At 49.0% G+C, this 26522-nt stretch carries 23 protein-coding genes and 3 tRNA genes; 18 read left to right on the top strand and 8 right to left on the bottom strand.

Annotation, left to right across the window (positions count from 1 at the left end):
- Positions 1 to 263 precede the first annotated feature (263 nt).
- From POREN0001_RS01740 to POREN0001_RS01705, 8 genes are all read left to right on the top strand, one after another.
- Complete coding sequence (locus POREN0001_RS01740) at positions 264 to 1262, top strand: PhoH family protein (RefSeq protein WP_004332383.1); 999 nt, start codon at positions 264 to 266, stop codon at positions 1260 to 1262.
- Positions 1259 to 2209, top strand: a complete 951-nt coding sequence (locus tag POREN0001_RS01735) for a phosphoribosylaminoimidazolesuccinocarboxamide synthase (protein ID WP_004332559.1) — start codon at positions 1259 to 1261, stop codon at positions 2207 to 2209. The genes POREN0001_RS01740 and POREN0001_RS01735 overlap by 4 nt, the downstream gene beginning before the upstream one ends.
- Positions 2210 to 2224: 15 nt before the next feature.
- Positions 2225 to 2944, top strand: a complete 720-nt coding sequence (ubiE, locus tag POREN0001_RS01730) for a bifunctional demethylmenaquinone methyltransferase/2-methoxy-6-polyprenyl-1,4-benzoquinol methylase UbiE (protein ID WP_004332423.1) — start codon at positions 2225 to 2227, stop codon at positions 2942 to 2944.
- Positions 2941 to 3708 carry a shikimate dehydrogenase family protein gene (locus POREN0001_RS01725; protein WP_004332551.1) on the top strand — a complete coding sequence of 256 codons (768 nt, stop codon included), beginning with the start codon at positions 2941 to 2943 and terminating at the stop codon, positions 3706 to 3708. The genes ubiE and POREN0001_RS01725 overlap by 4 nt, the downstream gene beginning before the upstream one ends.
- A 53-nt stretch (positions 3709 to 3761) precedes the next feature.
- Positions 3762 to 4301 (top strand): CD225/dispanin family protein, encoded by a 540-nt coding sequence (locus POREN0001_RS01720; RefSeq protein ID WP_004332517.1) that lies wholly within the window; start codon positions 3762 to 3764, stop codon positions 4299 to 4301.
- A 144-nt stretch (positions 4302 to 4445) separates the two neighbouring features.
- The gene (locus POREN0001_RS01715) at positions 4446 to 5765 is read left to right on the top strand and encodes a UDP-N-acetylmuramoyl-tripeptide--D-alanyl-D-alanine ligase (protein ID WP_040580143.1); all 1320 of its coding nucleotides are present in this window, start codon (positions 4446 to 4448) and stop codon (positions 5763 to 5765) included.
- Complete coding sequence (rpoN, locus tag POREN0001_RS01710) at positions 5759 to 7225, top strand: RNA polymerase factor sigma-54 (protein WP_004332379.1); 1467 nt, start codon at positions 5759 to 5761, stop codon at positions 7223 to 7225. The genes POREN0001_RS01715 and rpoN overlap by 7 nt, the downstream gene beginning before the upstream one ends.
- A gap of 49 nt (positions 7226 to 7274) precedes the next feature.
- The gene (locus POREN0001_RS01705; protein WP_004332577.1) at positions 7275 to 9902 is read left to right on the top strand and encodes a DUF5686 family protein; all 2628 of its coding nucleotides are present in this window, start codon (positions 7275 to 7277) and stop codon (positions 9900 to 9902) included.
- Positions 9903 to 9932: 30 nt separating this feature from the next.
- On the opposite strand, the gene POREN0001_RS01700 is transcribed toward POREN0001_RS01705, so the two are convergent.
- From POREN0001_RS01700 to porX, 8 genes are read right to left on the bottom strand one after another with little or no spacing between them, the layout of a single operon-like run.
- On the bottom strand, positions 9933 to 11264 hold the full coding sequence (locus tag POREN0001_RS01700) for an MATE family efflux transporter (protein ID WP_004332403.1): 1332 nt from the start codon (positions 11262 to 11264) through the stop codon (positions 9933 to 9935).
- Positions 11261 to 12205, bottom strand: a complete 945-nt coding sequence (gene rfbD / locus POREN0001_RS01695; protein ID WP_004332539.1) for a dTDP-4-dehydrorhamnose reductase — start codon at positions 12203 to 12205, stop codon at positions 11261 to 11263. The genes POREN0001_RS01700 and rfbD overlap by 4 nt, the downstream gene beginning before the upstream one ends.
- Before the next feature lies 1 nt (position 12206).
- A complete protein-coding gene (locus tag POREN0001_RS01690; RefSeq protein ID WP_083797815.1) occupies positions 12207 to 12782 on the bottom strand; it encodes a DUF4924 family protein in 576 nt (191 codons plus the stop codon).
- A 25-nt stretch (positions 12783 to 12807) separates the two neighbouring features.
- On the bottom strand, positions 12808 to 14034 hold the full coding sequence (locus tag POREN0001_RS01685) for an FtsX-like permease family protein (protein WP_004332413.1): 1227 nt from the start codon (positions 14032 to 14034) through the stop codon (positions 12808 to 12810).
- A gap of 21 nt (positions 14035 to 14055) precedes the next feature.
- Complete coding sequence (locus POREN0001_RS01680) at positions 14056 to 14391, bottom strand: ribosome-binding factor A (RefSeq protein ID WP_004332616.1); 336 nt, start codon at positions 14389 to 14391, stop codon at positions 14056 to 14058.
- A gap of 38 nt (positions 14392 to 14429) precedes the next feature.
- Entirely contained in the window at positions 14430 to 15014 is a 585-nt protein-coding gene (locus tag POREN0001_RS01675; RefSeq protein WP_375378838.1) for a thymidine kinase, read from the bottom strand.
- A 29-nt stretch (positions 15015 to 15043) separates the two neighbouring features.
- Positions 15044 to 15466 carry a tRNA (adenosine(37)-N6)-threonylcarbamoyltransferase complex ATPase subunit type 1 TsaE gene (tsaE, locus tag POREN0001_RS01670; RefSeq protein ID WP_004332544.1) on the bottom strand — a complete coding sequence of 141 codons (423 nt, stop codon included), beginning with the start codon at positions 15464 to 15466 and terminating at the stop codon, positions 15044 to 15046.
- Positions 15463 to 17016 carry a T9SS response regulator signal transducer PorX gene (porX, locus tag POREN0001_RS01665; RefSeq protein ID WP_004332443.1) on the bottom strand — a complete coding sequence of 518 codons (1554 nt, stop codon included), beginning with the start codon at positions 17014 to 17016 and terminating at the stop codon, positions 15463 to 15465. Before porX ends, tsaE begins: the two co-directional genes overlap by 4 nt.
- A 242-nt stretch (positions 17017 to 17258) precedes the next feature.
- On the opposite strand from porX, the gene POREN0001_RS01660 reads away from it, so the two are divergent.
- The 10 genes from POREN0001_RS01660 to POREN0001_RS01605 all read left to right on the top strand — a co-directional run bounded on the left by POREN0001_RS01660 (position 17259) and on the right by POREN0001_RS01605 (position 26401).
- Positions 17259 to 17331, top strand: a tRNA-Gly gene (locus POREN0001_RS01660).
- Positions 17332 to 17913: 582 nt separating this feature from the next.
- Complete coding sequence (locus POREN0001_RS01655; RefSeq protein ID WP_004332536.1) at positions 17914 to 19155, top strand: nucleotide sugar dehydrogenase; 1242 nt, start codon at positions 17914 to 17916, stop codon at positions 19153 to 19155.
- Between the two features lie 305 nt (positions 19156 to 19460).
- Complete coding sequence (locus POREN0001_RS01650) at positions 19461 to 20765, top strand: UDP-glucose dehydrogenase family protein (protein ID WP_004332460.1); 1305 nt, start codon at positions 19461 to 19463, stop codon at positions 20763 to 20765.
- A gap of 5 nt (positions 20766 to 20770) precedes the next feature.
- Positions 20771 to 21799, top strand: a complete 1029-nt coding sequence (locus POREN0001_RS01645; RefSeq protein ID WP_004332464.1) for a glycosyltransferase family 2 protein — start codon at positions 20771 to 20773, stop codon at positions 21797 to 21799.
- A complete protein-coding gene (locus POREN0001_RS01640) occupies positions 21796 to 23013 on the top strand; it encodes a DegT/DnrJ/EryC1/StrS family aminotransferase (RefSeq protein ID WP_004332593.1) in 1218 nt (405 codons plus the stop codon). Before POREN0001_RS01645 ends, POREN0001_RS01640 begins: the two co-directional genes overlap by 4 nt.
- A complete protein-coding gene (locus POREN0001_RS01635) occupies positions 23001 to 23603 on the top strand; it encodes a sugar transferase (protein WP_004332557.1) in 603 nt (200 codons plus the stop codon). The genes POREN0001_RS01640 and POREN0001_RS01635 overlap by 13 nt, the downstream gene beginning before the upstream one ends.
- Before the next feature lie 476 nt (positions 23604 to 24079).
- Positions 24080 to 24637: a glutathione peroxidase gene (locus POREN0001_RS01625; RefSeq protein ID WP_004332585.1), complete on the top strand. Its 558-nt coding sequence runs from the start codon at positions 24080 to 24082 to the stop codon at positions 24635 to 24637.
- A gap of 627 nt (positions 24638 to 25264) precedes the next feature.
- Positions 25265 to 25339 (top strand) — tRNA-Val (locus POREN0001_RS01615).
- Between the two features lie 73 nt (positions 25340 to 25412).
- A tRNA-Val gene (locus POREN0001_RS01610) sits at positions 25413 to 25487 on the top strand.
- A 344-nt stretch (positions 25488 to 25831) separates the two neighbouring features.
- Entirely contained in the window at positions 25832 to 26401 is a 570-nt protein-coding gene (locus POREN0001_RS01605; RefSeq protein ID WP_004332611.1) for a 50S ribosomal protein L25/general stress protein Ctc, read from the top strand.
- Positions 26402 to 26522 lie beyond the last annotated feature (121 nt).

Genomic DNA, 26522 nt, shown 5'->3' with positions numbered 1-26522 from the left:
AAGAAAAACAATCTGCGTGCGCACACAAATATGAGCGAAAGCGGAAGAATTGTAAATTGTTTAATTACAGCGAATTACAAAATCTACAAGAACGACGAAAAATTCACCCTTCCCTTTCCTCAAAAGTCGATGGAAAAGGGTAAAGTTTCGTTCTGATAGAGAGGGGGGTTATTTACCCCGATTCATCAGGTTCCAGTCCCTCTAGGCGAAAATTTGTTGGTACTTTTGTGGCTAGAAAAAGATAGGATCCGAGAACAACAATCATGCTGATAACCGAGCGACTCTATGTCCCCGACGATGTAGATGCGGGGGTTTTATTCGGGGTTAATAGGGAAAACCTTATTCTACTCCGCACCCTATACCCCAAGTTGCGCCTTGTAGCCGGAGACAACGTGCTCAAGATCTTGGGAGAGGCTTCGAAGATAGACGACTTTGTAAAAGTACTCGATCACCTCTCCGCCCACATCCGACGGTACAACAGCCTCAACGAGGATGCTATCCGCCGCATTGCCCGAGGAGAAGACGCCTCTACCCCCGAACCGCAATACCACATCGTCTACGGAGCGCGAGGCAAAAGCATTGCCGCACGCGGAGCCAATCAGCAACGGATGCTCCGCACTTTTGAGGAGAAAGACCTGCTCTTTGCCGTGGGGCCGGCCGGTACGGGCAAGACGTTTGTAGCCATTGCTCTAGCCGTCAAAGCCCTCAAAGAGCGCAAGATACGCCGCATCATCCTCTCTCGCCCTGCCGTAGAGGCCGGGGAAAAATTGGGATTCTTGCCCGGTGAGATGAAAGACAAACTCGATCCCTATCTACAGCCGCTCTACGATGCTCTGGAGGAAATGATACCCCCTCCCCGACTCAAAGAATACATGGAGCAGGGTACGATACAGATTGCTCCCCTTGCCTACATGCGCGGACGCACCCTCAACGACGCCGTCGTTATCCTAGACGAAGCGCAGAACACCACCACACATCAGATGAAGATGTTCCTCACCCGTATGGGGTACTACTCCAAAATGATTGTAACGGGCGACGTAACCCAAATAGACCTCCCGCGGGGCGTAAAGTCCGGACTGAAACATGCCTTGGAGGTGCTCTCGGGCATACCCGCCATCGGACGCATTACCTTCGAAAAGGGGGACATCGTACGGCACCCCCTAGTACAACAAATTGTAGAGGCCTACGATGCCAAAGCTAGAGAAGAACAAGAAGAAGAAAAGAAAGAACCCTTAATCAACAGAGATACAGATAGCTTATGAAGATCGAAACCCTCCTCCGTACCGACTACAACTTGCCGGGTCAACAGAGCGTTTACCATGGTAAAGTTCGCGATGTTTACTTCCTAGAAGGAGACCTCGTGGCAATGATTGCAACCGACCGCATCAGTGCTTTCGACGTAATACTGCCTGCGGGCATTCCCTACAAAGGGCAGGTGCTCAACCAAATTGCAGCCAAACAACTAGATGCCACGGCCGACATCGTACCCAACTGGAAGATAGCAACCCCCGACCCCATGGTTACCATTGGGCACAAGTGCGAGCCCTTCAAAGTAGAAATGGTAATCCGCGGCTACATCACAGGTAGCGCATGGCGCGCTTATCAAGAGGGGGCACGTTCTATCTGCGGCATCCCCCTTGCTGAGGGACTTCGCGAGAATCAACGCTTCGAACATCCCATCATCACCCCTACCACCAAGGCGGATGAAGGACACGACGAAAACATATCTCGTGAGGAGATAATAAGCTCCGGACTTGTAAGCGAAGAGGACTACACCCTCCTCGAGCAGTACACACAAGATCTCTTTGCACGCGGCAGCAAGATTGCAGAAGAGATGGGACTCATCCTCGTAGACACCAAGTACGAGTTCGGGAAAAAGGATGGTAAGATCTACCTCATAGACGAGATTCATACACCCGATAGCTCTCGCTACTTCTATGCAGAAGGCTTCGAAGAACGCTTCGCCAAGGGAGAACCCCAACGTCAGCTCTCCAAAGAGTTTGTACGCAAATGGCTCACCGAGCAGGGCTTCATGGGCAAAGAGGGACAGAAGGTACCCGAGATGACCGACGAATACTGCCTCAGCGTAGCCGAGCGATACATCGAGCTCTATGAGCACGTAACGGGCGAGAAGTTCGTGCACGCAGAGCAAGATCACCTCGCACAACGGATCGAGAAAAACATCACAGACTTCCTAAAGAAGAAGTAATTTCCCCTCTCCGGTATGGATCAAGCTACCCCAACGACAGGTAAAACGGAACGCATCCGTCGGATGTTCGACGGCATTGCCGATCGCTACGACTTTGCCAATAAACTGATGACCCTAGGCATCGATCGCCTATGGCGTAGGCGCACCGCTCGTTGGGTAGCAAGCCATTCCCCCCACAAGATCCTCGACGTGGCCGTGGGCACGGCAGACCTAAGCATGGAGCTTACAAGGCAATGCCCCGCACTAGAGCAGATCACAGGCGTAGACATCTCCGAGGGGATGCTCCAAAAAGGGAGAGAGAAAATCGCTCAAAAAGCCCCCCAAGCAAACATCCAATTAGAGCAAGCCAACTGCGAGGCTCTCCCCTACAAAGAGGAGTCGTTTGATGCCGTGGTAAGCAGCTTCGGGGTACGCAACTTTGAGCACCTAGCTCAGGGGCTAGAGGAGATGTGCCGAGTAACGCGCCCGGGTGGTGTCATTGCCATTCTAGAGCTTAGCGTGCCCCGTAATCCCATCTTGCGTTGCGGATACACCCTTTGGACGCACACTTTTATCCCCCTTGTGGGCAGCCTTTTCGCCCACAACCGTGGAGCCTATAATTATCTCCCCAGGTCTGTCCGCCAAGTACCCCAATACGAAGCGTTTACCAAGATGCTCCTAGAGGCAGGTTATGGCAAGGCAGAGTACAAAGCATTCTCGGGTGGGATTGCCACCCTATATTACGCCATAAAATGAGAGAATACGCGCTGATTGGTCACCCCGTAGGACACTCTAAATCTCAAGAGTTCTTCAACGAAAAATTCCTCGCCGAGGGGATTGATGCTCGCTACATCACGGCAGATCTAGCAAGCATCAAAGAGCTAAAGGCTTTCCTTTCGGCACACCCCAATCTACACGGCTTCAACGTAACAAGCCCCTACAAACAAGCCATACTTCCCTATTTGGATGAGGTGGAAAGCGAGGCTTCATTGCTCGGGGCTGTCAATACTGTAGTAGTACAAAACTCACGATGGGGCAAGCGTAAACTCATCGGATACAACACCGACCTTGAGGGTTTTAGACAATCCATAGCCCCCGTACTTGGGGGGCGACGTCGTGCGCTCATCCTAGGCTCCGGAGGGGCCTCATGTGCTGTACAACGCGCCTTTAAGAAGCTGGGCGTAGCAACTCTTGTCGTAAGCCGTGCGCCCCAATCTCCCTATGCCATCTCCTATTCCGACATCACTCCGGAGGCGATTCGAGAGTACAAGATTATTGTGAATTGTACCCCCGTAGGTATGACTCCCAACGTACAAGAGGCTCCCCCTATCCCCTATCAGGAGATTACGCCCGAACATCTTTGCTACGATCTGATCTACTCCCCCGATCGAACCCGCTTCCTACAACTTGCCCAAGCACAGGGAGCCTCGATCAAAAACGGGATTGATATGCTCTTCTTGCAAGCGCACGAAAATTGGAAGATTTGGCAAGCGGCACGCCTCGAAAAAGGCTCTATGTGATAGAAAATCACTACTTTCGCAACTGAAAATTAGCAATCTAGAGAGATCTCCATATGACTACTGAAAAATTTTATTTCATCCGTAACGGACAACAAATCGGCCCCATTGAGGCAGAACAACTCGCCCGCGAAAACATCACCCCTCAGACTATGGTCTGGAGGCAAGGAATGGAAGATTGGAAAGAGGCTCGCCTCCTTCCGGAGCTTGATTTCCTCTGGCAGAATAATACAAACAACGGGGCAAGTGGAGTTCCTCCCTTTCAAGCGCCCCCTAGTCAGCAGTCATTCGCCTCTCAAAATAACACTCCCTATAACATTTACGCTAACGGGGGCATTCCCCCCAAGTGCCCTCCTACCTATTTGGCTTTTGCTATCATTGTCACGATTTTCTGCGCATGGCCTTTGGGTATCCCCGCCATTATAAATGCAACTCGCGTGGAGAAAGCCTACAATCAGGGAGACTTCGCCGGAGCCGAACGATTCAGCAAAGCCGCTCGTTCGTGGTCTATTGCTAGTATGGCAGTAGCGGTAGCACTTGTCCTCTTATGGGGTGTTATAGTGTTCTTTTCTGCCGTATTAGACTCAGCCTACTAATTAGAGGATAGTTCTCCTCTCCGCGAATAAGTTTAATCGCAATAGAAGAGCACAAACTTCGTCCCGAGAGGGATAGAGCATGTGCTCTTCCTTACCTCTAGACACCTAGCCCCCCAAAAAGACTCTTCCCTACTCCCCAATAGGATGGATATTCTTGAGCTTTATACGTACTTCAAACGCTGTAGTGGAGTAACTACAGATAGCCGCGCCCCCAAAAGAGATTCGCTATTTATAGCCCTCAAAGGAGAGCGGTTTGATGGTAACGACTTTGCCCTTGATGCCCTTGCAAAAGGATGTGCCTATGCCGTGGTAGATCGTGCAGAATTGGCGCAAAAAGAGGCTCGTTGTCTTTATGTGGAAGATAGTTTTGTCGCCCTCACGGAGCTGGCTCGCATGCACCGCCGCCAGCTCGGCTTCCCCATCATTGGCATCACGGGGACCAATGGCAAGACGACCACCAAAGAACTCATCTCGGCCGTACTGAGGAGCACCTATACCATTGGAGCTACAGTGGGTAACCTAAATAACCAAATAGGAGTACCCCTTACCCTACTCTCTTTCACACCGGAGATGCAATACGGCGTTGTGGAGATGGGAGCCTCTCATATAGGCGACATTGCGGAGCTAACTGCCATTGCGGAGCCGGACTTTGGGCTTATTACCAATATAGGCAGGGCGCATCTAGAGGGGTTCGGATCTTTCGAAGGAGTGACAAAAGCCAAGTGCGAGCTCTATGATTGGCTTGGGCAACATAATGGAGAGGCCTGGGTTAATGCGGATGATCCCCTACTCATGCAACACTCTGCCCCTCTTGTACGAACGACCTACGGCACAAGCCGAGAGGCCTTTTTCCGTGCCTCACTACTCGATCATCCCTTGGGCTATTTCCTTGCCTTTGCCTTCTACTGGCAGCGAGAGACCTACCGAGTACATACACAACTCGTAGGCAAATACAACCTCCCCAACGCCCTCGCTGCCGTAGCCGTAGGGCTTAGACTGGGAGTGGCCCCTCCCGATATCGTAATGGCATTGGAGCACTACTCTCCATCAAATAGTCGCTCGCAGTACATTGCCAATACACCCCATCACAATAACCTCGTAGTTGATGCCTACAATGCCAATCCCTCGAGTATGTATACCGCGATAGAGAACTTTCTCTCCACCTCCGGCGCACAAGCCAAATACCTCATACTGGGGGATATGTTTGAGCTCGGCAGTGCCTCTCGGGAAGAGCATCTAGCCCTCGTACAACGCTTAGCCCGAGAGACCACAGACATCACCTGCTACCTCGTAGGAAAAGAGTTCGCCGCTCTCGAAAGCGAAGCTAAAGCCCCCCACCTCCACTATTTCCCCTCTACAGAGATTTTGGCAGAGCAACTCCGCCTTGCTCCCATCGAGCACGCTTTCATTCTCGTGAAGGCCTCCCGTGGTATGCACTTTGAGTCCCTGGTAGAACTATGCTAAAACAACAGCAAGAGCAGCGGCAAAAGCTAGCGATTGATGTACAACAGATACAGCAAATTAAGCTCCTAGAGGTTTCCGGAGAAGAGCTTGCAGATCGCATTCGTGAGGAGCTTGCCACCAACCCTGCCCTAGAAGTGGTAGAGGAGAGTGAAGAGACAACTCCCGAAGACAACTTCCTAGACGAAGAGCCACTAAGTAACACCGAAAACGAGCAAGAGGGGCTACAAGACGACTTCTCTCCGGAAGATTACACAGCAGACGATGAGCGCGAAGATGCTCTACGCGAGCCCCCTCGCCCCTCCGCCGGTGACGACGATGGCCCTTCTTATGTGCAACCCAACGAAGCGCCCTCTCTCTCGGACGAGCTCCACGAGCAATTAATCTCGCTTACCCTCTCGGATCGGGAGCTGACCATTGCCGAATACATCATTGGCAACCTGAGTGACGACGGCTATCTCTCCGCCTCTCTACACGAGATCAGCGATGCTCTCCTGTTTAACGAAAATCTTGATGCTTCTGATGCTGAAATAGAGGAAATGATCCATAGGATACAGCAGCTCGACCCTCCCGGCATTGCGGCACGTGATTTACGCGAATCCCTACTATTGCAACTCCGGCGGCTCCCGAAAGACGAAGTTCACAGCTTGGCTCTCTCTATCATAGAGGGGTATTTCGAAGATCTTGCTGCCCACCGATACGACCGAATTATACGGGGTCTTGCTATCACTCCGGACCGGTTTTCCGAAGCCCAACGTATCATCCGACAACTCAACCCTCGCCCCGCAAGTGGGTATGGTTCGAACCTAGAGGCGGCTGTGGCTCGCATTGTTCCCGACTTTACGGTACACCTCCATAATGGAGAGCTACAACTATGGATCAACGATGCTCCCAACCTCCCTCAACTAGGCATATCACCGGCATATCTTGCCATTACAAAGGCTCCGATTAGGAGCGAAGCCGAGAAAACCTCCCGTGCCTTTGCCTCCTCTCGCATTGCAGAAGCCCGGCAATTTATCGACGCTCTAAAGCGCAGACGTAAAACCCTCCTACACGTTGTAGGGGCCATTGTACAAGCCCAAGAGGATTTCTTCCGCACAGGGGATATACAGCAACTTCGCCCCCTCGTTCTAAGGCAAATTGCGGAGACTGTAGCCCTCGACATCAGCTCGATCAGCCGCATCACCCAACGCAAATACATACAAAGCGACTACGGCATTTACCCTCTCAAATTCTTCTTCAGCGAAGGTACAACGGGCAGCGATGGAGAAGCCGTTTCGTCCCGAAGTACCAAGGATCTCCTGCGGCAATTGATCGAAAAAGAGGACAAACGAACCCCTCTCTCCGACACGGAATTGGGAGCTCTTCTAAGCCAAGAGGGAATACCCATAGCACGCAGAACAGTAGCAAAGTATCGCGAACAATTGGGCATCCCCATAGCGCGCCTCCGCCGCGAGTTGTAACGCTCCCCTTCCCCATTCATCGTACACACACCAACAATATACACTTACAATGAAACCGATCCACTCTCGAAAAAGCGCAAGACACCTAGGCTGTATTGCACTGCTATTCTTACTTATTATCTCCTTCATTCCCCTCACGGCTCAAATTACCCTTAGGGGGGTAGTGACAGACTCCATTACCGGCGAGCCCCTCGTTGGTGCCGCGATTTACGTTACCAAGCATCGCTCTATAGGCACCCGTGCAGACCTCGATGGCAAGTTCACCCTCACCCTCCCGCGAGATATTGCCTCTCGTCGCAACCTTATGTTATCGGCAAGTATGGTGGGGTACAATACCCAGAATACAACCATTGCCAAGACCCATGTAGAGACCGGTTACTACTGGCACGCTACACTCAATAGCCAAGAACTTGCCACCGTGGTAGTAACGCCCAAGAAGAAGTACACCAAAAAAGGAAATCCGGCCGTCGCAATTATAGACAAAGCCATCGCTAACAAAGAAAAGAATCGTATCTCACGGTACTCGGACTTCAGCTATCGGCTCTACCGCCGCCAGATGATGGGCTTGGCCACTCCTGCCGACAGTGCCGGAGGCTGGTACTTTGGCATTCCCGAGAAGAAGTGGCGTATGTGGAGCGATAGCTCTGCTCTAGAGGGTATGATGGTGCGCCCGTTCTCCCTCCGAGAGCGCGAGTCGGTTCGCTCGTCTCTAGGAGGTAAAGAACGCGAAGAACTGATCATCGGACGACGCTTCTCCGGTTTGGAAGAGGCTATCGAATCCTCCGGGACTGACACAAATTTGGAGGAGCTCTATCCTGAAATTGACCTCTATGCCAATGATTTGGAAATCCTACGCAATCAGTTCCCAGGGCCTATGAGCAAGCTCTTTTCCACCTCTTTCTATAAATACTATCTACTCGATACGGTGGCCATAGAGGGGCGCCCCGCCTACGAGATCGGGCTTGTACCCTTCTCCAAATATAGCATAGGGCTATCGGGTACAGTATGGATAGATACAGTTTCCTACTCCCTCGCTAAGGCTCACCTCCAGGTTCCAAAGCAAGCTAATGTAGACTGGGTATCCCATTGGTCTGCCGACTTTCACTATGCGCCAACCGTACTCGATGGAGATACCGTTTGGCTCCCTCATAAGCAAGAGATACATACCTTTCTTACGCCTACCGAGCTAATTCCCTATAGCTGTGAAGTGGATCTTGCCTACATTTACAAGCAATACCGAGTAGGAGAAGAGGCGAAAGACTCTCTAGCTCTAGACCCTCGGCTTGCCCTGAGTGCCCCCATGCGTAGCCAGATAGACAAGCCAACTCTTAGCAACTTTGGCATTGTAGAACGCCCCGAACCTCTACCCAAATTGGGTGAAGGCACTATTGCCATCCTCGACTATCTGCACCGGCGTCCATCCTATATCTTCCTAGCCAAAGCAACACAAGTAGTGGGACGAGGATTCATTGGACTGCCTCTAAGCAAGCTCAAGCGAGAGGAATATCTTGCCGAAGTAGGGCCCGTCGAGACTCTTTTTGCTTGGAATGTTGTAGAGGGAGCGCGGTTCCGCCTCGGGGGAGTAACCAATGCCAAACTAAGTCAGCACCTCTTTGGGCAGGGCTATGTGGCATACGGATTGGGCGATAAGCGTTGGAAATACTACGGCAAGATCACCTATTCACCTCTCGCCAAGGAGGGACACGAAGAGGAATACCCCCAGCGTAATTTTTACCTCTCGGCTCATCACGATCTCTTTGTCCCCGGTTACACAGAAGATGCCATGTACAAAGATGGATTAAGTACCCTCGTCGGCACGATGAAACTGCGCAATCGCTTCTATGGTACCAACCTTAGTGCCGGATTCAAAGCAGACTGGAGCCAAGCTCTCCACACCGACTTCTCCATCAGCTACAACCACAAAACCCCTGCAGGCGACCTACGTTACTATCGCGTCGCAGAGGATGGTTCTCTCATCGCTGCCCCCTCTTTCTCCACAACGAGCCTCTATGCCGGTCTTACATTCGTCCCGGGGAGAATGCCTCGCAATGGGCGTCGCCCCGTAAGTATGGAGAAAGAGAGCCGTCGCTACCCTGTACTCAACTTTGGGCTATCGCTCCAACCCAAGGGACTCCCCGGCAATGAACACACGAGTGCTCAGCTCACGGCCGGAGTTAGCGCTCGCCTCTACCTCTCCCTATTCGGCTTTATCGATTCTTATATACAGGGGGGGCTTGGTCTTGGTAAGCTAGACGAAGTGAACTTCTTCACCCCCTCCATCAACAATAGTTTTGTGGCAAGACAGACTACTTTTGAGCTGATGAGACCTCTCGAATATGTATCCGACAAATACCTCCACTTCACCCTCAACTACCACATGAAAGGGCTAATCTTCAATCGTCTTCCCCTGCTTCGGCTCACGGGCTGGCGCGAGGTATTCTCCATTCGAGGCTATTGGGGCGATGTTTCTCACAGCCGTAAAGACCGACGTGTAGGGGAGTTAGTCTATCCCGAGATAGTCACTCCTATGAACAATCACCTCTATCTTGAGGGAAGTGCAGGGATCGAAAACATTCTCAATATCTTCTCCTTGCAATACTTCCGCCGCTTTACAAAAAGCAGCATCCCCGGGGCTCCTGACTGGACGATCAAGCTTGGAATCTTCGTTTCTTTCTAGAAAAAGGAAGGAGCCTCCGAGTCCGAAAGGTTATAGATTTGTGAGTTTGGGCGTGTACCTCCGCCACAACCACCATTGGACTAGACCGCGGGCGGCTAAATAAAGATCGAAAGAGATCCATAAGGCAGCCACGCCCCAAGAGGCTCGCATGAGGTAGTAAAACCCAAAGAAAAAAGCGGAAGCCACCAGCATACTGGTACGCAACCCTCGTGCATAGGTAGCTCCTACAAATACGCCATCCCACAAAAAAGCAGCAAACCCCAGCAAGGGAACAAAAGCGATGTAGGGCACCCAACTCAGTGCTACAGCTACCACCTCGGGGCTATCACTGAGGAGGTGTAGGAGAGGAGAGGGCACCAAGAGGTAGAGAAGACTGGTCAAGACAGCCAAAGGCCAACCGAAGGAGAAGAGTTGCCGGACGAGTATTTGCACCAAATCTCTCCGCTGCATACCCACATAACGCCCCGTGAGAGCCTCTCCGGCATAGGCAAATCCATCCATGAAATAGGAGAAAAGATGGAAGAACTGCAGCAAAAGAGTATTAGCCGCTACCACCTCTTCGCCATAACTCGTAGAGGCGTAGGTGAAGAAAAGTGTTACGGCACTGAGGAGTGCCGAGCGTATAAAGAGATCTCGTTGCGTGGAGAAGTAGCCTTTTCTTCGCCTAAGGCGAAATAGGTCGCGCCAGCAAAAGTGCCGCAGCACTCGACCATAACGCCACACCGCCAAGAGACCTAAGAGTAGCACCCCTACATACTGCGCAATAATGGTACCCAACGCCAGCCCCTCAACACCCCAGCCCGGGATCTGTACAAAAAGAGCACTGAGTACGATATTTATCAGGTTAATAGAGATCGCCCCAATCATGGGGATACGGGTATTTTGCATCCCAATAAACCAGCCGTTGAGCACATAGAGCAACATGGCGGCAGGTGCCCCACAGAGCGCGATTGAGACATATAGCTGAGCCGATGCCGCAATAGCAAGCTGATCTTGAGCCATCAAGCGAACAAAAAGAGAGACCAAGGGCGTTGCCATAAAGAGCAAAAGCCCCGAGAGAAGAGCCAGCGAAAGCCCCTGCGCTAGGTGCTGATTGATTTGCTTTAGATCCTTAGCTCCAAAACATTGAGCCACAAAACCGGTGGTTCCCATCCTCAAAAAGCCGAACAACCAGTACAACGTGCTCACCACTCCGGACGCCACCGCCACTGCCCCGATGGCTGTTTTTCCCTCCGGAGTATGCCCTGCCAGCCCCACATCCACCAGCGACAAGAGGGGCACTGTGATATTGGAAAGGATATTGGGGAGGGCGAGAAGTACGATACGTCGCCGCATCGTACGAGCTAGAGAGAGCGCCTTCACTTCTTTTGCTTAAGACTAGGGATGGAAGGGGGATCTGAGGGCGGAGGACAAAGGCGAAGAGCCTCTTGCCAACTACAGAGAGGAGTATTCGAGTCGAGACAACTCACCTCAAGACGCGAATTGCGAGGGCGATGAGCTGCCGTTGGGTAATCCTCGGTTGTAATGGGGTGTACTCTACAAAAGTGGGAGCGACCCGCTTTTTCCACAATCGCTTGGGCGAAGCCATACCAAGAGGTCTCACCCCTATTGACAAAGTGCAAGACGGGAGGCAAAGCCTCTCTACGTGAGCAAAGAAGAAACAATTGCTCTGCCACAGACTCCGTGCTACTCGGAGCTCCTATCTGATCGGCTACAACTCGCAATTCGCTCCGCTCATGCGCTAGGCACCACATCGTGCGATAGAAATTCTGACGGTAGGGACTGTAAAGCCACGAAGTACGCACGATAGCATATTCGCCCAAGGGCAAAGCTCGAGCGACAGCCTCTTCGGCGTGCCATTTGGTAGTCCCATAGACCGAGATGGGATGCGGTGGATAGTCCACGGGATAGGGCTGATCGTACGCCCCATCGAATACGTAATCGGTACTAATCTGGATAAAACGAATCTGTAATCGAGCGCAGACCCGCGCCATGGTATCCACGGCAATGGTATTGATTACCTCAGCTTCTTTGGGGTGTATTTCTGCCAAATCGACCTGTGTGTATGCCGCGGCATTGAGAAGGATAATCTCCCTGTAATGCTCAAAACGGAGAGCCAAACGCTCCAAAACAGGAGGGAGTGTCTCGGGGTGTGCGAGGTCGAATTGCTCTCGTGAGAGAGGGTATATATCATGCAAGACTTCGGTCTGTAGACTTCTCAAAAGAAGGGTCAAGCCGAGTTGCCCTTGCGCTCCGGTTAGGAGTATTATCCCTTTCTCCAATTTGGGTTGTGCCTCTCGCATTTCAAGATTGAGGTGCTACGTCCCCATCAAGAGGGGCTTTTTCGGACTTCTGTAGGGTGTACTTTTCTCCCAACACTTTGAGCCAAACGGAGATACGCATCATTATCTCCTGAGTAGCCTTTGAGGTCTCCTGGCGGGTTTGCTTGAGGAAAGTATATCCATACAAAGCCACAAGGGCTGCCTCCACTTCCCCCAGGGCGACACCGCCACTACGCCTGCGTATTTCCACAATAGCCGTCAATACCGCTGTATATAGCTCTTCGTAAATCTCCTCTCCTGCATCAGCTAGCAACTGCTTATGTAGCTGTTCCAGCTCCTGAAGTAGGGCGGTAAGAGAGGCCGTGTGCCTATTGGGTTGCTCCATAATATCCTCCACGAGCATCTCTTTGCGAAGGGGAGGTAAAACTTCTCGGAGGGAGCCAATTACGGGCAACTGCTCCGGCGACCTCGAGAGAAAGCTATCAAAATCTTCTTGCCGGGGCATAGCCCGCACCAAAGACTCCAAATACCACATATAAATGAGGTACTCAGCGGGATTCTGCTCACGCATTTGCGACAAAGAAATTGTTTTGGACATAGAGGTAAAGAGATACGAGAATGAATCAATGAGGCTGAGGGCTACGCAACAGACGGCGCACGGGATAGAAAGCCGAAAGGTATCCCACCAAAGTAATAGTCGCGGCAAGAGCCAAGAGGTCAAGCCACCGAACAGCCACAGGATAGGGTTGACGGTACACCCCCTCACCAAAGGTAAGCCAGCCAAATTGCGCCTGCAACCACACAAGCAGCATCCCTAGCAAAAATCCGCCCAAGGCCCCTACCAGGGTAACCAATAGGCCCTGCCAAAGGAAAATGGAGCGTATCAACTGAGGGCGAGCTCCCAATGCGGCATAAATCTCCACATCGTGACGCTTCTCGATAATCAGCATCGAAGAGGAGCAAATCACATTGAAGGCGGCTAGAAGAAGGACGAAAAAGAGGATGAAGAAAGTCATCCACTTCTCTATGGCAACGAGCTTCAAAAGATGGGGTTGTTGGTCTCGCCTATCTAGAACGCGCCACTCAGTCCCCAACTCTTTTTGCAGGGATTCTTTGAGGGTTTTAGGAGAAACTCCCTCCACAGGGAAGAGGGCAAGAGCATGTACATAGCCCTTGGGGAGATCGAGCAGAGAGCCTAATTCTTCTACGGATAAGAAGAGCGTACGATCGTATTTCTCCTCCTTGGCAGAAAGCACAGAGGGGGCTTTGCCCTGCGTCGTACGGAAAGCCGTCTGAGGGAGTAAGGGATTGATATAGCCTCTGCGCTTGGGTACGTATAGAGAAACCGTGCGCATAAAGCTAGAGGTCTGCCCAAAAGAGAAAAGGGTCTGGTAGAGATCGCCTCCGAGCGTGTACTCACAGGGGAGAGCGGATAGACTCCCCTCCAGCATCAGACTATCCAATGCCAACGAACGCGAATAGGCAGGCTCCAGCCCCAAGAGGTGCGCCGCAGCATAAACAGAAGAGCTACGAACGATACCCTCCCCCTCAATAAGGCGGGAAGACGCAGCTATCTCCGGAAGATTCCTGAGCCTAGCAATTCTACTTTCTTGGGCATCGAAGGGAGCCTTATCAGCTCGCTCTACCTTGAGGGGTGCATCGAGATGACTTACCGACGTAAGCAATACCTCTTCGTATCCGTTGTAAATCGAGAGGATAGCCACCACCGCCATTACAACGACCCCCACCGCTACCGAACTAATAGCGGAGACTACCTGCACGGCATGAAACCGCTTCCGTTGTGCAAAGTAACGCCTGGCAATAGAGAAAGCAAGCGACTTGGGAGACATGCTAGAGAGGGGCGAACGAGGCTACTTCGCCAAAAGGCGATCTATGTTATCTAAGTAGTCGAGCGTATCGTCTACGATAAAGACAAGTTCGGGTATTACACGAAGCTGCGACTTGAGCTCAACACCCAGCGCATAACGCACTTGAGCCGCATTGCGTTGGGTTGCTGTAATGATCTCCTCCGCACGCTCCGAGGGGAATATGCTCAGATAAACCTTGCAAAAAGAGAGATCGGGGCTAGGGGATACACGCGTCACACTAACTATCACCCCGGGCATTGCCTGTGTCTGTCTCTGGAAAATCTCACCAAGAGCCTTCTGCACAAGGCGAGCTATTTTACTGATTCTTCTATCGTTCATTGTATCTATATTGCTCTATCAATTGAGAAAAAGGAGTGCTATCTCTTGTGATGCCTCCGGTGATAGCACTCTCGGCATAGGGGGCGGTACTCGTCCAACTCACCCAAGAGCACTGTTCTGTCGTCGCTAGACAAGCGGTAAGAATAATTGGCCGGGAGACCGCAATCCATACAAACGGCATGTACTTTGGTCACAGAGTCGGCAAGAGCCATTAGCTGAGGCATGGGGCCAAATGGGTTGCGACGGAAGTCCATATCCAGCCCTGCAATGATCACGCGTTTGCCGCTATCGGCAAGTTCACTCACCACATACACCAACGCTTCGTCAAAAAACTGAGCTTCGTCTATGCCCACCACATCGGCATCCGAGGCGTAGAGAAGGATCATTTGGGCATTCTCCAGGGGGGTAGACTCCACCGCATTGGCATCATGAGACACCACCTTCTCTTGGTCGTAACGTATATCAGTAGCAGGCTTGTAGACCTCTACTTTCATCTTAGCAATAGCCGCACGACGTAAACGACGCATCAGCTCCTCCGTTTTACCACTAAACATAGAACCACAAATCACCTCTATAGATCCGTGGCGAAGATGAGGGGCTGCGTTCAATCGTTCTATATCAATAGCGTCCATGCTATAAGGGGTTTTAGAGATTATAATTCACAAGAGACAACTCGCGCACCATCGGCACGCTCATACATCTCCAGGCGCACAGTATCCTCGGGCAATAAGCCTTCGATTATCTCGGGCCACTCTACAAAGCAGTAGGCTCCACTTGTCAGATAGTCCGAGAAGCCCACATTGAGTGCATCTTCCAAGGTCTCTAGGCGGTAACAATCCATATGGAAAGCCACCTCTTCTCGGGAGGGGATGGCGTATTCGTTGACGATGGCGAACGTAGGACTATTCATCACATCCTCTACCCCCAGCTCCTCGCAAAGAGCTGTAATAAAGGTGGTTTTACCCGTACCCATCGGAGCATAAAACGCAAAAACTCGCCTCCCCTCGGTAAGATCAAGCAGAGTACGAGCCGTGGGGCGCAAGTGCTCTAGCGACGGTATTGTAAGGGTAATCATTTAGGCTGTAGAGAGATAAAAGGGATAAGCATTTCTTCCATCGAAATCCCCCCGTGCTGGAAAGTATCGCGATAGTAATTCACGTAATAATTGTAGTTATTGGGGTAGGCGAAGAACTTATCTTCGTAGCAAAAAATAAAGTTGTCGGTAATCGACCCCTCGGGCAGACCATAGTCTCGGGGGCGAGTCATGGCAAAAACCTCCTTGGGATTGTAGGTGAGATGCCGCCCCAACTTGTAGCGGAGATTGGTACTCGTATTACGGTCTCCTACCACTTTTACAGGGTTCTGTACGCGTATGGTACCATGGTCGGTCGTAAGCAAAACCTTGTACCCCATCTCTTTCATCTTTTGGAAAAGTCGATAGGTAGTAGAGTGACGGAACCAACTACGCGTCAGGGAGCGATAGGCGGCTTCGTTGCCTGCTAGCTCTCGGATCATCTTGCTCTCGGTACGAGCATGGGAGAGCATGTCTACAAAGTTTAGCACCACGACGTTTAGGGGGTGGCGTGTGAGATTATCCATCGAAGAAAGCAGTTTCTCTCCATACTTGGTCTCATGTACCTTATTATATGAGAAGGTATAGGGCTTACGATAACGCTCAATCAGACTTCTAATCAGGGGAGCTTCATTTACGTTTTTCCCCTCTTCACTCTCTTCATCCACCCACAAATCGGGAAAAAGGCGGGCGATATCAGCCGGCATCAAGCCCGAGAAGATGGCATTGCGAGCGTATTGCGTGGCGGTGGGGAGGATAGAAACGTAGAGATCTTCTTCAAAATAGAAAAGATCGCTCAGCAGATCTTTCACCGCCAACCACTGGTCGTAACGGAAGTTATCAATGAGTACGAAAAAGAGCTTTTCTCCGGCATCGAGAAGGGGGAAGACACGCTTCGAAAAGAGATTATAACTCATCAGAGGAGACCCAGCAGAGGGCGTTATCCACCCCTTATAGTGGTCGCGTACGAAGCGACCGAACTGGAGCTGGGCCTCACGGCACTGCAAAGCGTGCATCTCGGCAAGCTCGGGGTGTTCCTCCACAAGCAGACTCCGCTCAGCAAGCTGGCGATAGAGCGTTTTCCAATCCTCAAGCTCCATGCGCTGCATGAGCTGCATGGAGGTTTCGCGGAAAGCCCTCTGGTAATCGGCAATTGTAGCCTCTCCTATAATATCATTGCGCTGAAGCGTTTTTTTGAGCGTGAGCAGAAGCTGATTCGGATTCACCGGTTTAATCAAAAAGTCGACCGTATTACCGGCAATCGCCTGGTTCATCAGTTGCTCCTCTTCGCTCTTCGTAACCATTACCACAGGGAGCGAAGGATACTGCGAACGCAGCGCATCAAGCGTCTCGAGCCCCGAAAGACCCGGCATATTTTCATCTAAGAAAACGAGGTCGTAAGGCACCTGAGCCAACATCTCCAAAGCATCGCTACCACTAAGCGCAGCCGCTACACTATACCCCTTTTTCTCAAGGAAAAGAATGTGGGGCTTGAGAAGGTCAATCTCATCATCGACCCAAAGGATCCTATATTGTCTTACTGCTGTGGACATACAGCACAAAGGTAGTAAATAGTTTGCGGCCGCAGGGTAATGCATGAGCAATGATTCCCCCATTCTTCGTACAGGAGAAATATATCCACACTACCCCTAAAGAAAAGGGGAAACGAAGGGGGGCATTACGACTATAAAGCCTTCCTCATTCTGAGAAGAATCTACTTTTTCATCGAAGTTTTACCCAAGAAGTATTGCACAATAGAAATATTGTATTACCTTTGTAGTCGCTAAAACGATAAGCGGAAATAGCTCAGTTGGTAGAGCATAACCTTGCCAAGGTTAGGGTCGCGAGTTCGAGTCTCGTTTTCCGCTCTAAGGAAGGAGAGTCCCTCCTTACAGAGAGTCCGTTACTCCATAAAGAAGTGACGGATTTTTTATTTCTTCCGAATCCTGCGGAGGGCTTCCCTCTTCGTTTGCGGATTCATTCCGCCTCTGTCTATTTCCTTTATCGCCCCTAGTCCATCCTCCTCTCAAGGGCGCTTCGCATGCCATTTGTTCTTCTCCAGAAAAAATGTCCCTGAAAACGAGAAAATTATCTGCCCAAAAAATTTCCCGAAACAGGCCTAGAAATAAAAACTTTTAGACTGATTTCGGAGTTGGTTTTTGGCTGAAAAGGGAAACAAAACCAGCCTAGTAAAATCCCCGTCCTCCCCACCAGCTAAAACCCATCGACAAGAACACCCCATCCATTTTGGAGACTCCCCTTTTGGCAGAATAACCTTCCCACGAAATCAGAGACACAGAGGGAACGAGCTCCTTTTGCCAAAAAAAAGTAACTTTGCAGCCGAATAGGATCTAAGAAATTAAAATAGATATTGACACCAATAAGGTAGGACTCTTTCAATTCCTTCGAAGAGGGAAGATTTAGAACCTCGGCTTAAAGATTAACTATCAATGGAGATTAGCGAAGCAAAAATTGCCATTATAGGATTAGGATATGTGGGACTTCCTCTCGCTCGTTTATTTGCCTCAAAATATCCGACGATAGGCTTTGACCGCGATACAGCTCGAGTAGAAGCTCTACAAAAAGGCATTGATATGACAGAGGCTGTTGCAGAGGCACGACCTGCTAAGGATGCCAAGCCTCGGCAACTACAGTATACAGATAAGGTAGAGGATATTAGGGATTGTAACTTCTATATCGTAACAGTTCCTACTCCCGTAGACAAGGATAATCACCCCGATCTCACTCCCCTCATCGAAGCTAGCTCCACCATTGGCAAAGTCATTACTGTTGGAGACGTTGTGGTATACGAGTCCACCGTCTACCCAGGAGCTACCGAAGAGGATTGTATCCCCGTCATTGAGAAGGTATCGGGGTTTCAGTTTAATAAAGATTTCTACGCAGGCTATTCTCCCGAGCGCATCAACCCCGGGGATCGAGAGCATACCGTAGAAAAGATAAAAAAAGTGACCTCCGGTTCGACCCCCGAGATTGCAGAATATATTGACGCCGTCTATCGTAGTGTACTAGCAAATGGCACCTATAAAGCGCCAAGCATCCGAGTGGCTGAGGCGTCTAAAATTGTGGAGAATGCACAACGGGATGTCAACATAGCCTTCATGAACGAAGTCGCAAAGATGTTCGACACGATGGGCATTGATACCCACCAAGTACTAGAGGCGGCATCTACCAAATGGAACTTCTTGCCGTTTCATCCTGGGCTTGTAGGGGGGCACTGCATTGGGGTAGATAGCTACTACCTCATAGAGAAGTCGTTGCGACACGGGTACCAACCCCGCCTCCTGATGGAGGCACGCGCCGTAAACAACTCCATGGGCGTGTACTACGCAACAGAGCTAATCCGGCAAATGATCTTAGCAGGACTTCCTGTAAAAGATGCCAAGATTTTGATCCTAGGATTTGCCTTCAAGCCCAATTGTGCAGATATCCGCAATACTAAGGTCGTGGATATATACAACACACTACTCTCCTACGGAGTTGCACAAATTGCGGTATGCGATCCATTCGTTTCTCCCAAAGAAGCCTACAGCATGTATGGCATAGAGATAGCAAATACGATTCCCTCCTCCTTTGAGGAGTATGACGTGGTATTCCTTGCCGTTGCTCACACCCCTTTCTTGGAGTTAAATGATTATCACCGTTTTTATACCCCTCAGAGGCAAAATCTCTGAAAATAGCAACAACTAGAGTAGTATCGTCCCATGCTAGAACAAGGCTATTATATCTTTCTCTTGGTGGTCATGATCCTCATGATGCTGATGCCCAACCGAGAAAAGAACAGCACTTAAGAGGATAAGCAATCTTCTTATGTAGAAAAATCCACATAGTCTAGACGCTCCCATCCCCCTAAACACAAAAAAAATGGCTGCCCTCCTATCGTGGAAAAAGCTTCCCCCTCTACAAGGAAAAGGACCTTTCCATCGGCCTTGCGATGAGTATGAAAGATTGTCACAACAAAAGAATATTTACAGTTAATATGAATATAGCCATTGTAGGAACCGGATATGTAGGCTTAGTAAGTGGAGCCTGCTTTGCAGAGATGGGAATTACCGTCTATTGCGTTGATACGAATGCTCAAAAAATAGAAGCACTCAAGAGCGGGGTAATCCCCATCTACGAGCCCAACCTAGATCACCTGGTACTCCGCAATATAGAGGGAGGACGCCTCCGCTTCTCTACCGACTTACGAGAAGTTCTAGACGAAGTCGATATCATCTTTACCGCCGTTGGCACTCCCCCCGACGAAGATGGGTCTGCCGATCTTAGCTACGTGCTAGAGGTGGCTCGCACCATCGGGCACAACATGCAAGGGTACAAACTCATTGTAACAAAGAGTACCGTACCCGTTGGTACAGCAGAGAAGGTGCGTGCCACTATTGCCCAAGAACTGGAGACTAGAGGAGTAACCATTGACTTCGATGTCGCTTCCAATCCCGAGTTTCTCAAAGAGGGTAATGCGATAGACGACTTTATGAAACCAGACCGTGTGGTAGTAGGAGTTGACTCCGAGCGAGCCAAAGAGCTAATGACACAGCTCTACAGACCTATGTTGCTCAACAACTTCCGCGTACTCTTCATGGACATCCCCTCGGCAGAGATGACCAAATACGCTGCCAATGCCATGCTTGCCACGCGTATTAGCTTTATGAATGATATTGCCAATCTCTGCGAAAAAGTAGGAGCGGATGTTTCGATGGTACGCCAAGGGATTGGCTCCGACACACGCATTGGCAACAAATTCCTCTACCCGGGATGTGGCTATGGGGGCTCCTGCTTCCCCAAGGATGTAAAGGCTCTGATTGCCACAGCGCACCAAAATGGATACGATATGCAGGTGTTAGAAGCCGTAGAGAGAGTTAATGAAAAACAGAAAAATATCCTCTTCGAGAAACTCTCTTCCTACTTCCATGGCGAACTAAAGGGTCGAAAAATCGCACTGTGGGGGCTTGCCTTCAAACCCGGCACAGACGATATGCGCGAGGCCCCTTCGCTAGTTCTCATCGAGTCTCTCCTCAGCGCTGGCTGCCAAGTCGTAGCATACGATCCCATCGCCATGGACGAAGCACGTAGGCGCCTCGGCAACAAAATTTCGTACGCCCAAGATATATATGAAACCGTGGTTGATGCCGATGCCATCCTACACGTTACGGAGTGGAAAGAGTATCGTATGCCCAAATGGGAAGCGATACGAAAGTCCATGCGTACCCCTCTTCTGATTGATGGTCGCAATGTTTTTGATCCATCTGATCTCTCGGGATTCACTTACTTACACATCGGCTAATCACTATGAATTCCACTTATCCTATAGTCTCCATTATATGCCCCACCTACAAAGAGGAGCGATTTATAGGGAGTTGTATTGAATCTATCTTACTTCAAGATTATCCACAAGACAAGCTGGAGTTTCTAATTATTGATGGAAGAAGCCCAGATGCAACTCGCGAAATAGTCAACAACTATGCAGCAAGACATCCATGGATTAAGTTGCTAGACAACCCTCAACAAGTTGTCCCTTTTGCATTAAACATTGGGATTGAGCAAAGTATGGGAGAGGTTATTCTCAGAATTGATGCCCACTGTACTTATCCCAACAACTACATCTCAAGACTTGTTGACGTACTCTATCAATTAAAAGCAGACAATGTTGGTGGTGTTTGGCACACAAAACCTGCAAACAAGAGCTCTGAAGCCATGGCAGTAGCCGAAGTATGCAGTAATTCATTTGGGGTGGGTAACTCCTACCATAAAGTTGGGATCAAAGAGATCACATCTGTGGATACCGTTCCTTTCGGATGCTTTCCCCGGTCTGTTTTCGATAGAATTGGGCTCTTCGATGAAGATCTTATTCGTAATCAAGATGATGAGTTCAATGCTCGAATTATAAAGAACGGAGGGAAAATATACATTATTCCAGATCTTGAGATCGAATACTCAGCACGTCCCTCTTTCAAAAAGATGAGTAAGATGTACTATCAATATGGTTTATTCAAACCTCTTGTTAACGTAAAGTTAAAACAAGCTGCCTCGTTACGACAGTTCGTTCCTGTTGCTTTTGTTGCCGGGCTATTTTTGGGAGCAGGATTAAGTTTTCTCTTTTATTGGTGCCGGATCGCTTATAGTATCGTAGTCGTTCTATATCTCTTATTGGCTTTATTTCAATCCTTTAAGTATTACAGAAAAACGAAGAATATTACAGCAGCGAGCCTACTGCCATTAGGTTTTTTCTTAGCCCATTTCTCCTATGGATGGGGATATTGGATGGGTATTGGGAAGTTATTATTTAGACAAAAAATACAAGTCGCTATTAACCGATGAAGATTCCATTTTCTCCACCTTATATAGATCAGTCTGTAATAGACGAAGTCGTCGATTCTTTAAAGTCTGGATGGATTACCACAGGTCCAAAGTGCAAACTGCTAGAGGCTGAACTAAAAGAGTACACTGGTGCCCAACAGGTACTAACTGTCAATTCTTGGACTTCCGGGGCGATTCTCATGCTATCTTGGCTTGGAGTAAAACCAGGAGACGAAGTAATAGTACCGGCTTACACGTATTCCGCAACAGCACTTGCAGTCTTACATGCAGGAGCTAAGCCCATAATGGTCGACGTGGGCATGGATTTTAATATATCAGTAGAGGCTATCCGAAAAGCTATAACATCTCGAACAAAAGCTATTATTCCCGTCGATATTGCAGGATTCCCCTGTGACTACGAAAGCATAATGAGCATTGTTTCTTCTCAAGAAGTAAGGGAGCTTTTCAAACCGACCTCAAACGTTCAAAAGAAGCTAGGAAGAATACTCGTTCTGAATGATGCTGCTCACTCTTTAGGGGCACAATACTCTTCTGGTAAAAAGACCGGGGCAGAAACAGATGTAGCAATCTTTTCTTTGCATGCAGTAAAAAACGTCACAACGGCAGAGGGTGGAGCCATCTGCTTAAATCTACCGGAGCCTTTCGACAATGAGGCTCTATACACAGAATTACGGCAAAGGAGTCTCAACTGCCAGACCAAAGATGCTTTTTCAAAGAGCAAAGCAGGTGGATGGCGTTACGATATCACGGGGCTGGGGATGAAATGCAATTTGGCAGATGTTAATGCTTCGATAGGCTTGGCTCAAATACGACAATACCCCAAATTATTATCTGAGAGGAAGAGAGTTTTCTCATTATATTCTCACTTATTGGGAGGGTATGGCTGGGCTATACTACCACCTTCTATGCAAGGGGAAAAAGAATCTTCTTACCATCTGTTTGCTCTACGAATAAAAGGGATCTCAGAAGAACAAAGAGATAGAATCATTGAGGAGATGGCCAAACGAGAGATTGCCGTAAACGTTCATTTCATCCCAATGCCTATGCTTTCTTTCTTCAAAGGATTGGGCTATAAAATCGGAGACTATCCCAATGCTCACCGGCTTTACACACAAGAGATATCTCTCCCTATTTATCCACAACTCACGAATGAGCAAGTGTCATATATCGTACATTCTCTAGACGAAGCCTACAACACTGTATGTACGGAATAAAGCGATTCTGCGATATTGTTTTAAGCGCATTAGGACTACTTGTTCTTAGTCCCCTTTTTTTGTTTGTTGCTTTTTGGGTTGCCCTAGACAGCAAAGGTCCCGTTTTCTATAAACAACTTCGTGTTGGTCGAAATAATGTGGATTTTTACTTGTACAAGTTTCGTTCGATGCATATTAATGCTGAGAAGTTGGGGCTTATCACTGTCGGCGGAAGGGATGCACGCATTACACGATCCGGATATTATATCCGAAAGTTTAAGATTGATGAGCTACCGCAATTGATAAATGTACTTTTGGGAGATATGAGTCTTGTAGGCCCCCGCCCGGAAGTACGCAAATATGTCTCCTTATACACAGAGGAACAATTGCATGTTTTATCAGTTCGCCCCGGTATTACAGATGCGGCATCCATAAAGTATCGAAACGAAAATGACTTGCTAGCCGAGCATCTAGATCCTGAGGCATACTATATCCAATACATTATGCCGGACAAACTACAATGCAACTTGGAGTATATAGCAACTTGGAGTTTGGGAAAAGACTTTAACCTCATTTTCCAAACCTTCTTCGCAATCATTTTCAAGAAATAACTTGTGTTGAGTCTGTGCCTACCGAGCGGGAGTGCGCTTAGCGACAACGATATTGCACGCGTTATCGAAGTAATAAAGAACTTTACCCGATAAATATTCCCCTCACCGAATCAAGGGTCGTACTCTAGAGGAAAAATCCCCCTTTCCTCTAGAGTGCGGCTCTTTTCGTTTGCCTCGAGCCAAGAGACAGTGCACGTCTCCACAGGGAAGAACCTACAAGGGAGCAAAATGTTTTGCAAAACAAATTGCCCTAAAAGAGATTATGCACAACTTAATCACTACCTTTACATCCAAGAATAAGACCTCCTTAACGAACGAAGAGATAGAGACTCTAAAAAGACTGATTTACAAACTTATAAACGAAGAATAATAGAATGAGAACTACGTTTTTAATGCTACTAGCGGCTTGTCTCGCTATGCCTATTTACGGTCAGACAACCCACACCAGCCCAATCAAGGCAACGAAAGAAAGGAAAATGACAACAATCTATGACTTCAGCCTTACCGATGCCCAAGGCAACGATGTAAGTCTCTCGGAATACAAGGGCAAGGTATTGCTTATTGTCAATACCGCTACCAAATGTGGTTTTACACCACAATACGAGAAGCTTGAAGAGATGTACCGCGACATGAGAGCTGAAGGGTTCGAGATTATCGACATCCCTTGCAACCAGTTTAAGAATCAGGCCCCAGGCTCCGACGAGGAGATTACCCAATTTTGTCGCATGAATTTCGGCACCGAATTTCCACAATTCAAAAAGAGCGATGTTAACGGCGAGAACGAACTCCCTCTCTACACTTGGCTTAAGAGCCAAAAGGGATTTGAGGGTTTCGACAAAGAAAACAGCCTGAGCCCAAAACTTGAGAGAATGCTTGATAAAGCCGATCCCAATTGGCGTTCGAAGAGCGATATAAAATGGAATTTTACCAAATTCTTGATCGACCGTAATGGCAATGTCATTGCACGTTTCGAGCCCACTAAGGATATGGGTAAAGTAGCAGAACTGGTCAAGAAAGCCCTTGAGGCCAAATAAGCAAAAGACATCTGAACATAAAAATAGGAAAGAAGCATCCGCTGTCTTTTCCGACATGAAAGGCGAAATCGAAACAATCCGATTCTAAAACAACCTAGCAATAGAATGGGGCACCCTTAGTTCAACTAGGGGTGTCTTTTTTTACTTGCTCTATACGGCAGAGCCGTCTCACAAAAGAGATGCTCGGCAGCAATCCCGAATTCTCCATAATGCCCCTCCTCATCCGTAAAGAAGAGTTCCCAATTAAGGGAAATCTAGAGAGTTACACTTCAATCTCTTCTCATTTCCAGGCACTTACCTTCAGTCTCATCTCCAGTGTTCTTTTTCCTAAAGAACCTAGCCTAGTTTTCGTTTCCTTTCTGCCTAATTTTTCTCGAGTTCTAGGCCTAAAAAAATTTTGCTCCTGCCCATGAAACTTTTTTATTCTACCCTATTCCAAGAAAAGTGCAAGGCAAGGTTTTTCTTCCGTTTCACGAGGAGAGATAGGAGAAAAGTTACTTACCGAGAAAAACAAGTGAGGGTATTGCAGATTTCGATAAAAGTATTACCTTTGCATCGCTGTTAGCAGAGCAGTGCTAGAGAGTGCTGCTAAAAACTCGCAAGAGTAGTACCGATAAAAAGAAAAGAGGGCTCATAGCTCAGCTGGTTTAGAGCATCTGTCTTACAAACAGAGGGTCATAGGTTCGAATCCTATTGGGCCCACTTTATCTTCACCTCGGATTATCTTGAGAGTAGATACAAGAGATTCTGAAAATCTTGTAGCGAGAACGCGTGAGGGCTCATAGCTCAGCTGGTTTAGAGCATCTGTCTTACAAACAGAGGGTCATAGGTTCGAATCCTATTGGGCCCACGCATAGAGAGAATGGTGGTATGGTCTTGAATTTGAAAACAAGGCATCTATGACCACAACGAAGAGGAAGCCTCTATCTTTCCTAATGATCAAGGGAGGGCAGTGGCTTTTTTTGTAGTCAAGTGATCACGTACTCACCATCCTGTTTTTGGTATTCTATCGCAGAACCGCTAGAGACAACAACCGGCGAAGCAAGGCACTTCATCCCAAGGCTCCAAACATCGGTTAGCCTAGGCAAGAAAAGCCAAGCCTCTCCCCCGTTAGCCTCTTGGGTGTGATGGGAAATTAGGGACAGCTCTATTTTGAGCAACTAATTTTGAGTAACACAAAAAAAGAAGAAGAGAATGAAGACATTCCAACTCAGCGCCGACCTCCGCGAAGGTCTTGGCAAGAAGGCTACTAAGAGCCTCCGTAAGCAGGGCATCATCCCCGCAGTAATCTATGGTGGAGAAGCAACTCATCACCTCACCGTAACACAAGATGCAGTGCGCAACCTTATCTACACTCCCGAGATCTTCGACATCGATCTCTCAGTAGCAGGTAAAACTTGCAAGGCTGTACTCAAGGATATTCAATTCCACCCCGTAACAGACGAAATCCTCCACATCGACTTCCTCGAAGTTAACAAAGACAAGGCTATCGAAATGGAAGTACCTGTTGTACTCGAAGGCCACGCTGCCGGGGTACGCGCCGGGGGTAAACTCGTGCTCGAAATGCGCAAACTTCGCGTTAAAGCCATCTACGATCAGATCCCCGAGAGACTTCACATCAATGTAGAAAACCTAGAGCTTGGCAAGTCTATGCAGGTAGGTGCTCTCAGCTTCGAAGGGCTTGAGATCATGAATGCAAAGAACGCCGTTGTGTGTGCCGTTCGCCTCACTCGTGCTGCTCGTGGTGCTGCTGCCAAGAAATAATTAGGCTAGAAAGCAACGGACTTTCTGACGGGGACTCTCCCCAAGAAAAGTACCGACAACCAACCCCTCACCTCTCGACACTAATGAGAGGTGGGGGATTTTTGTTTTCGGATGTTAGGGA

Source organism: Porphyromonas endodontalis ATCC 35406 (assembly GCF_000174815.1).
GTDB lineage: Bacteria > Bacteroidota > Bacteroidia > Bacteroidales > Porphyromonadaceae > Porphyromonas > Porphyromonas endodontalis.
The sequence above is the reverse complement of the archived record's forward strand: the minus strand, read 5'-3'. Positions and strand labels throughout refer to the sequence as shown.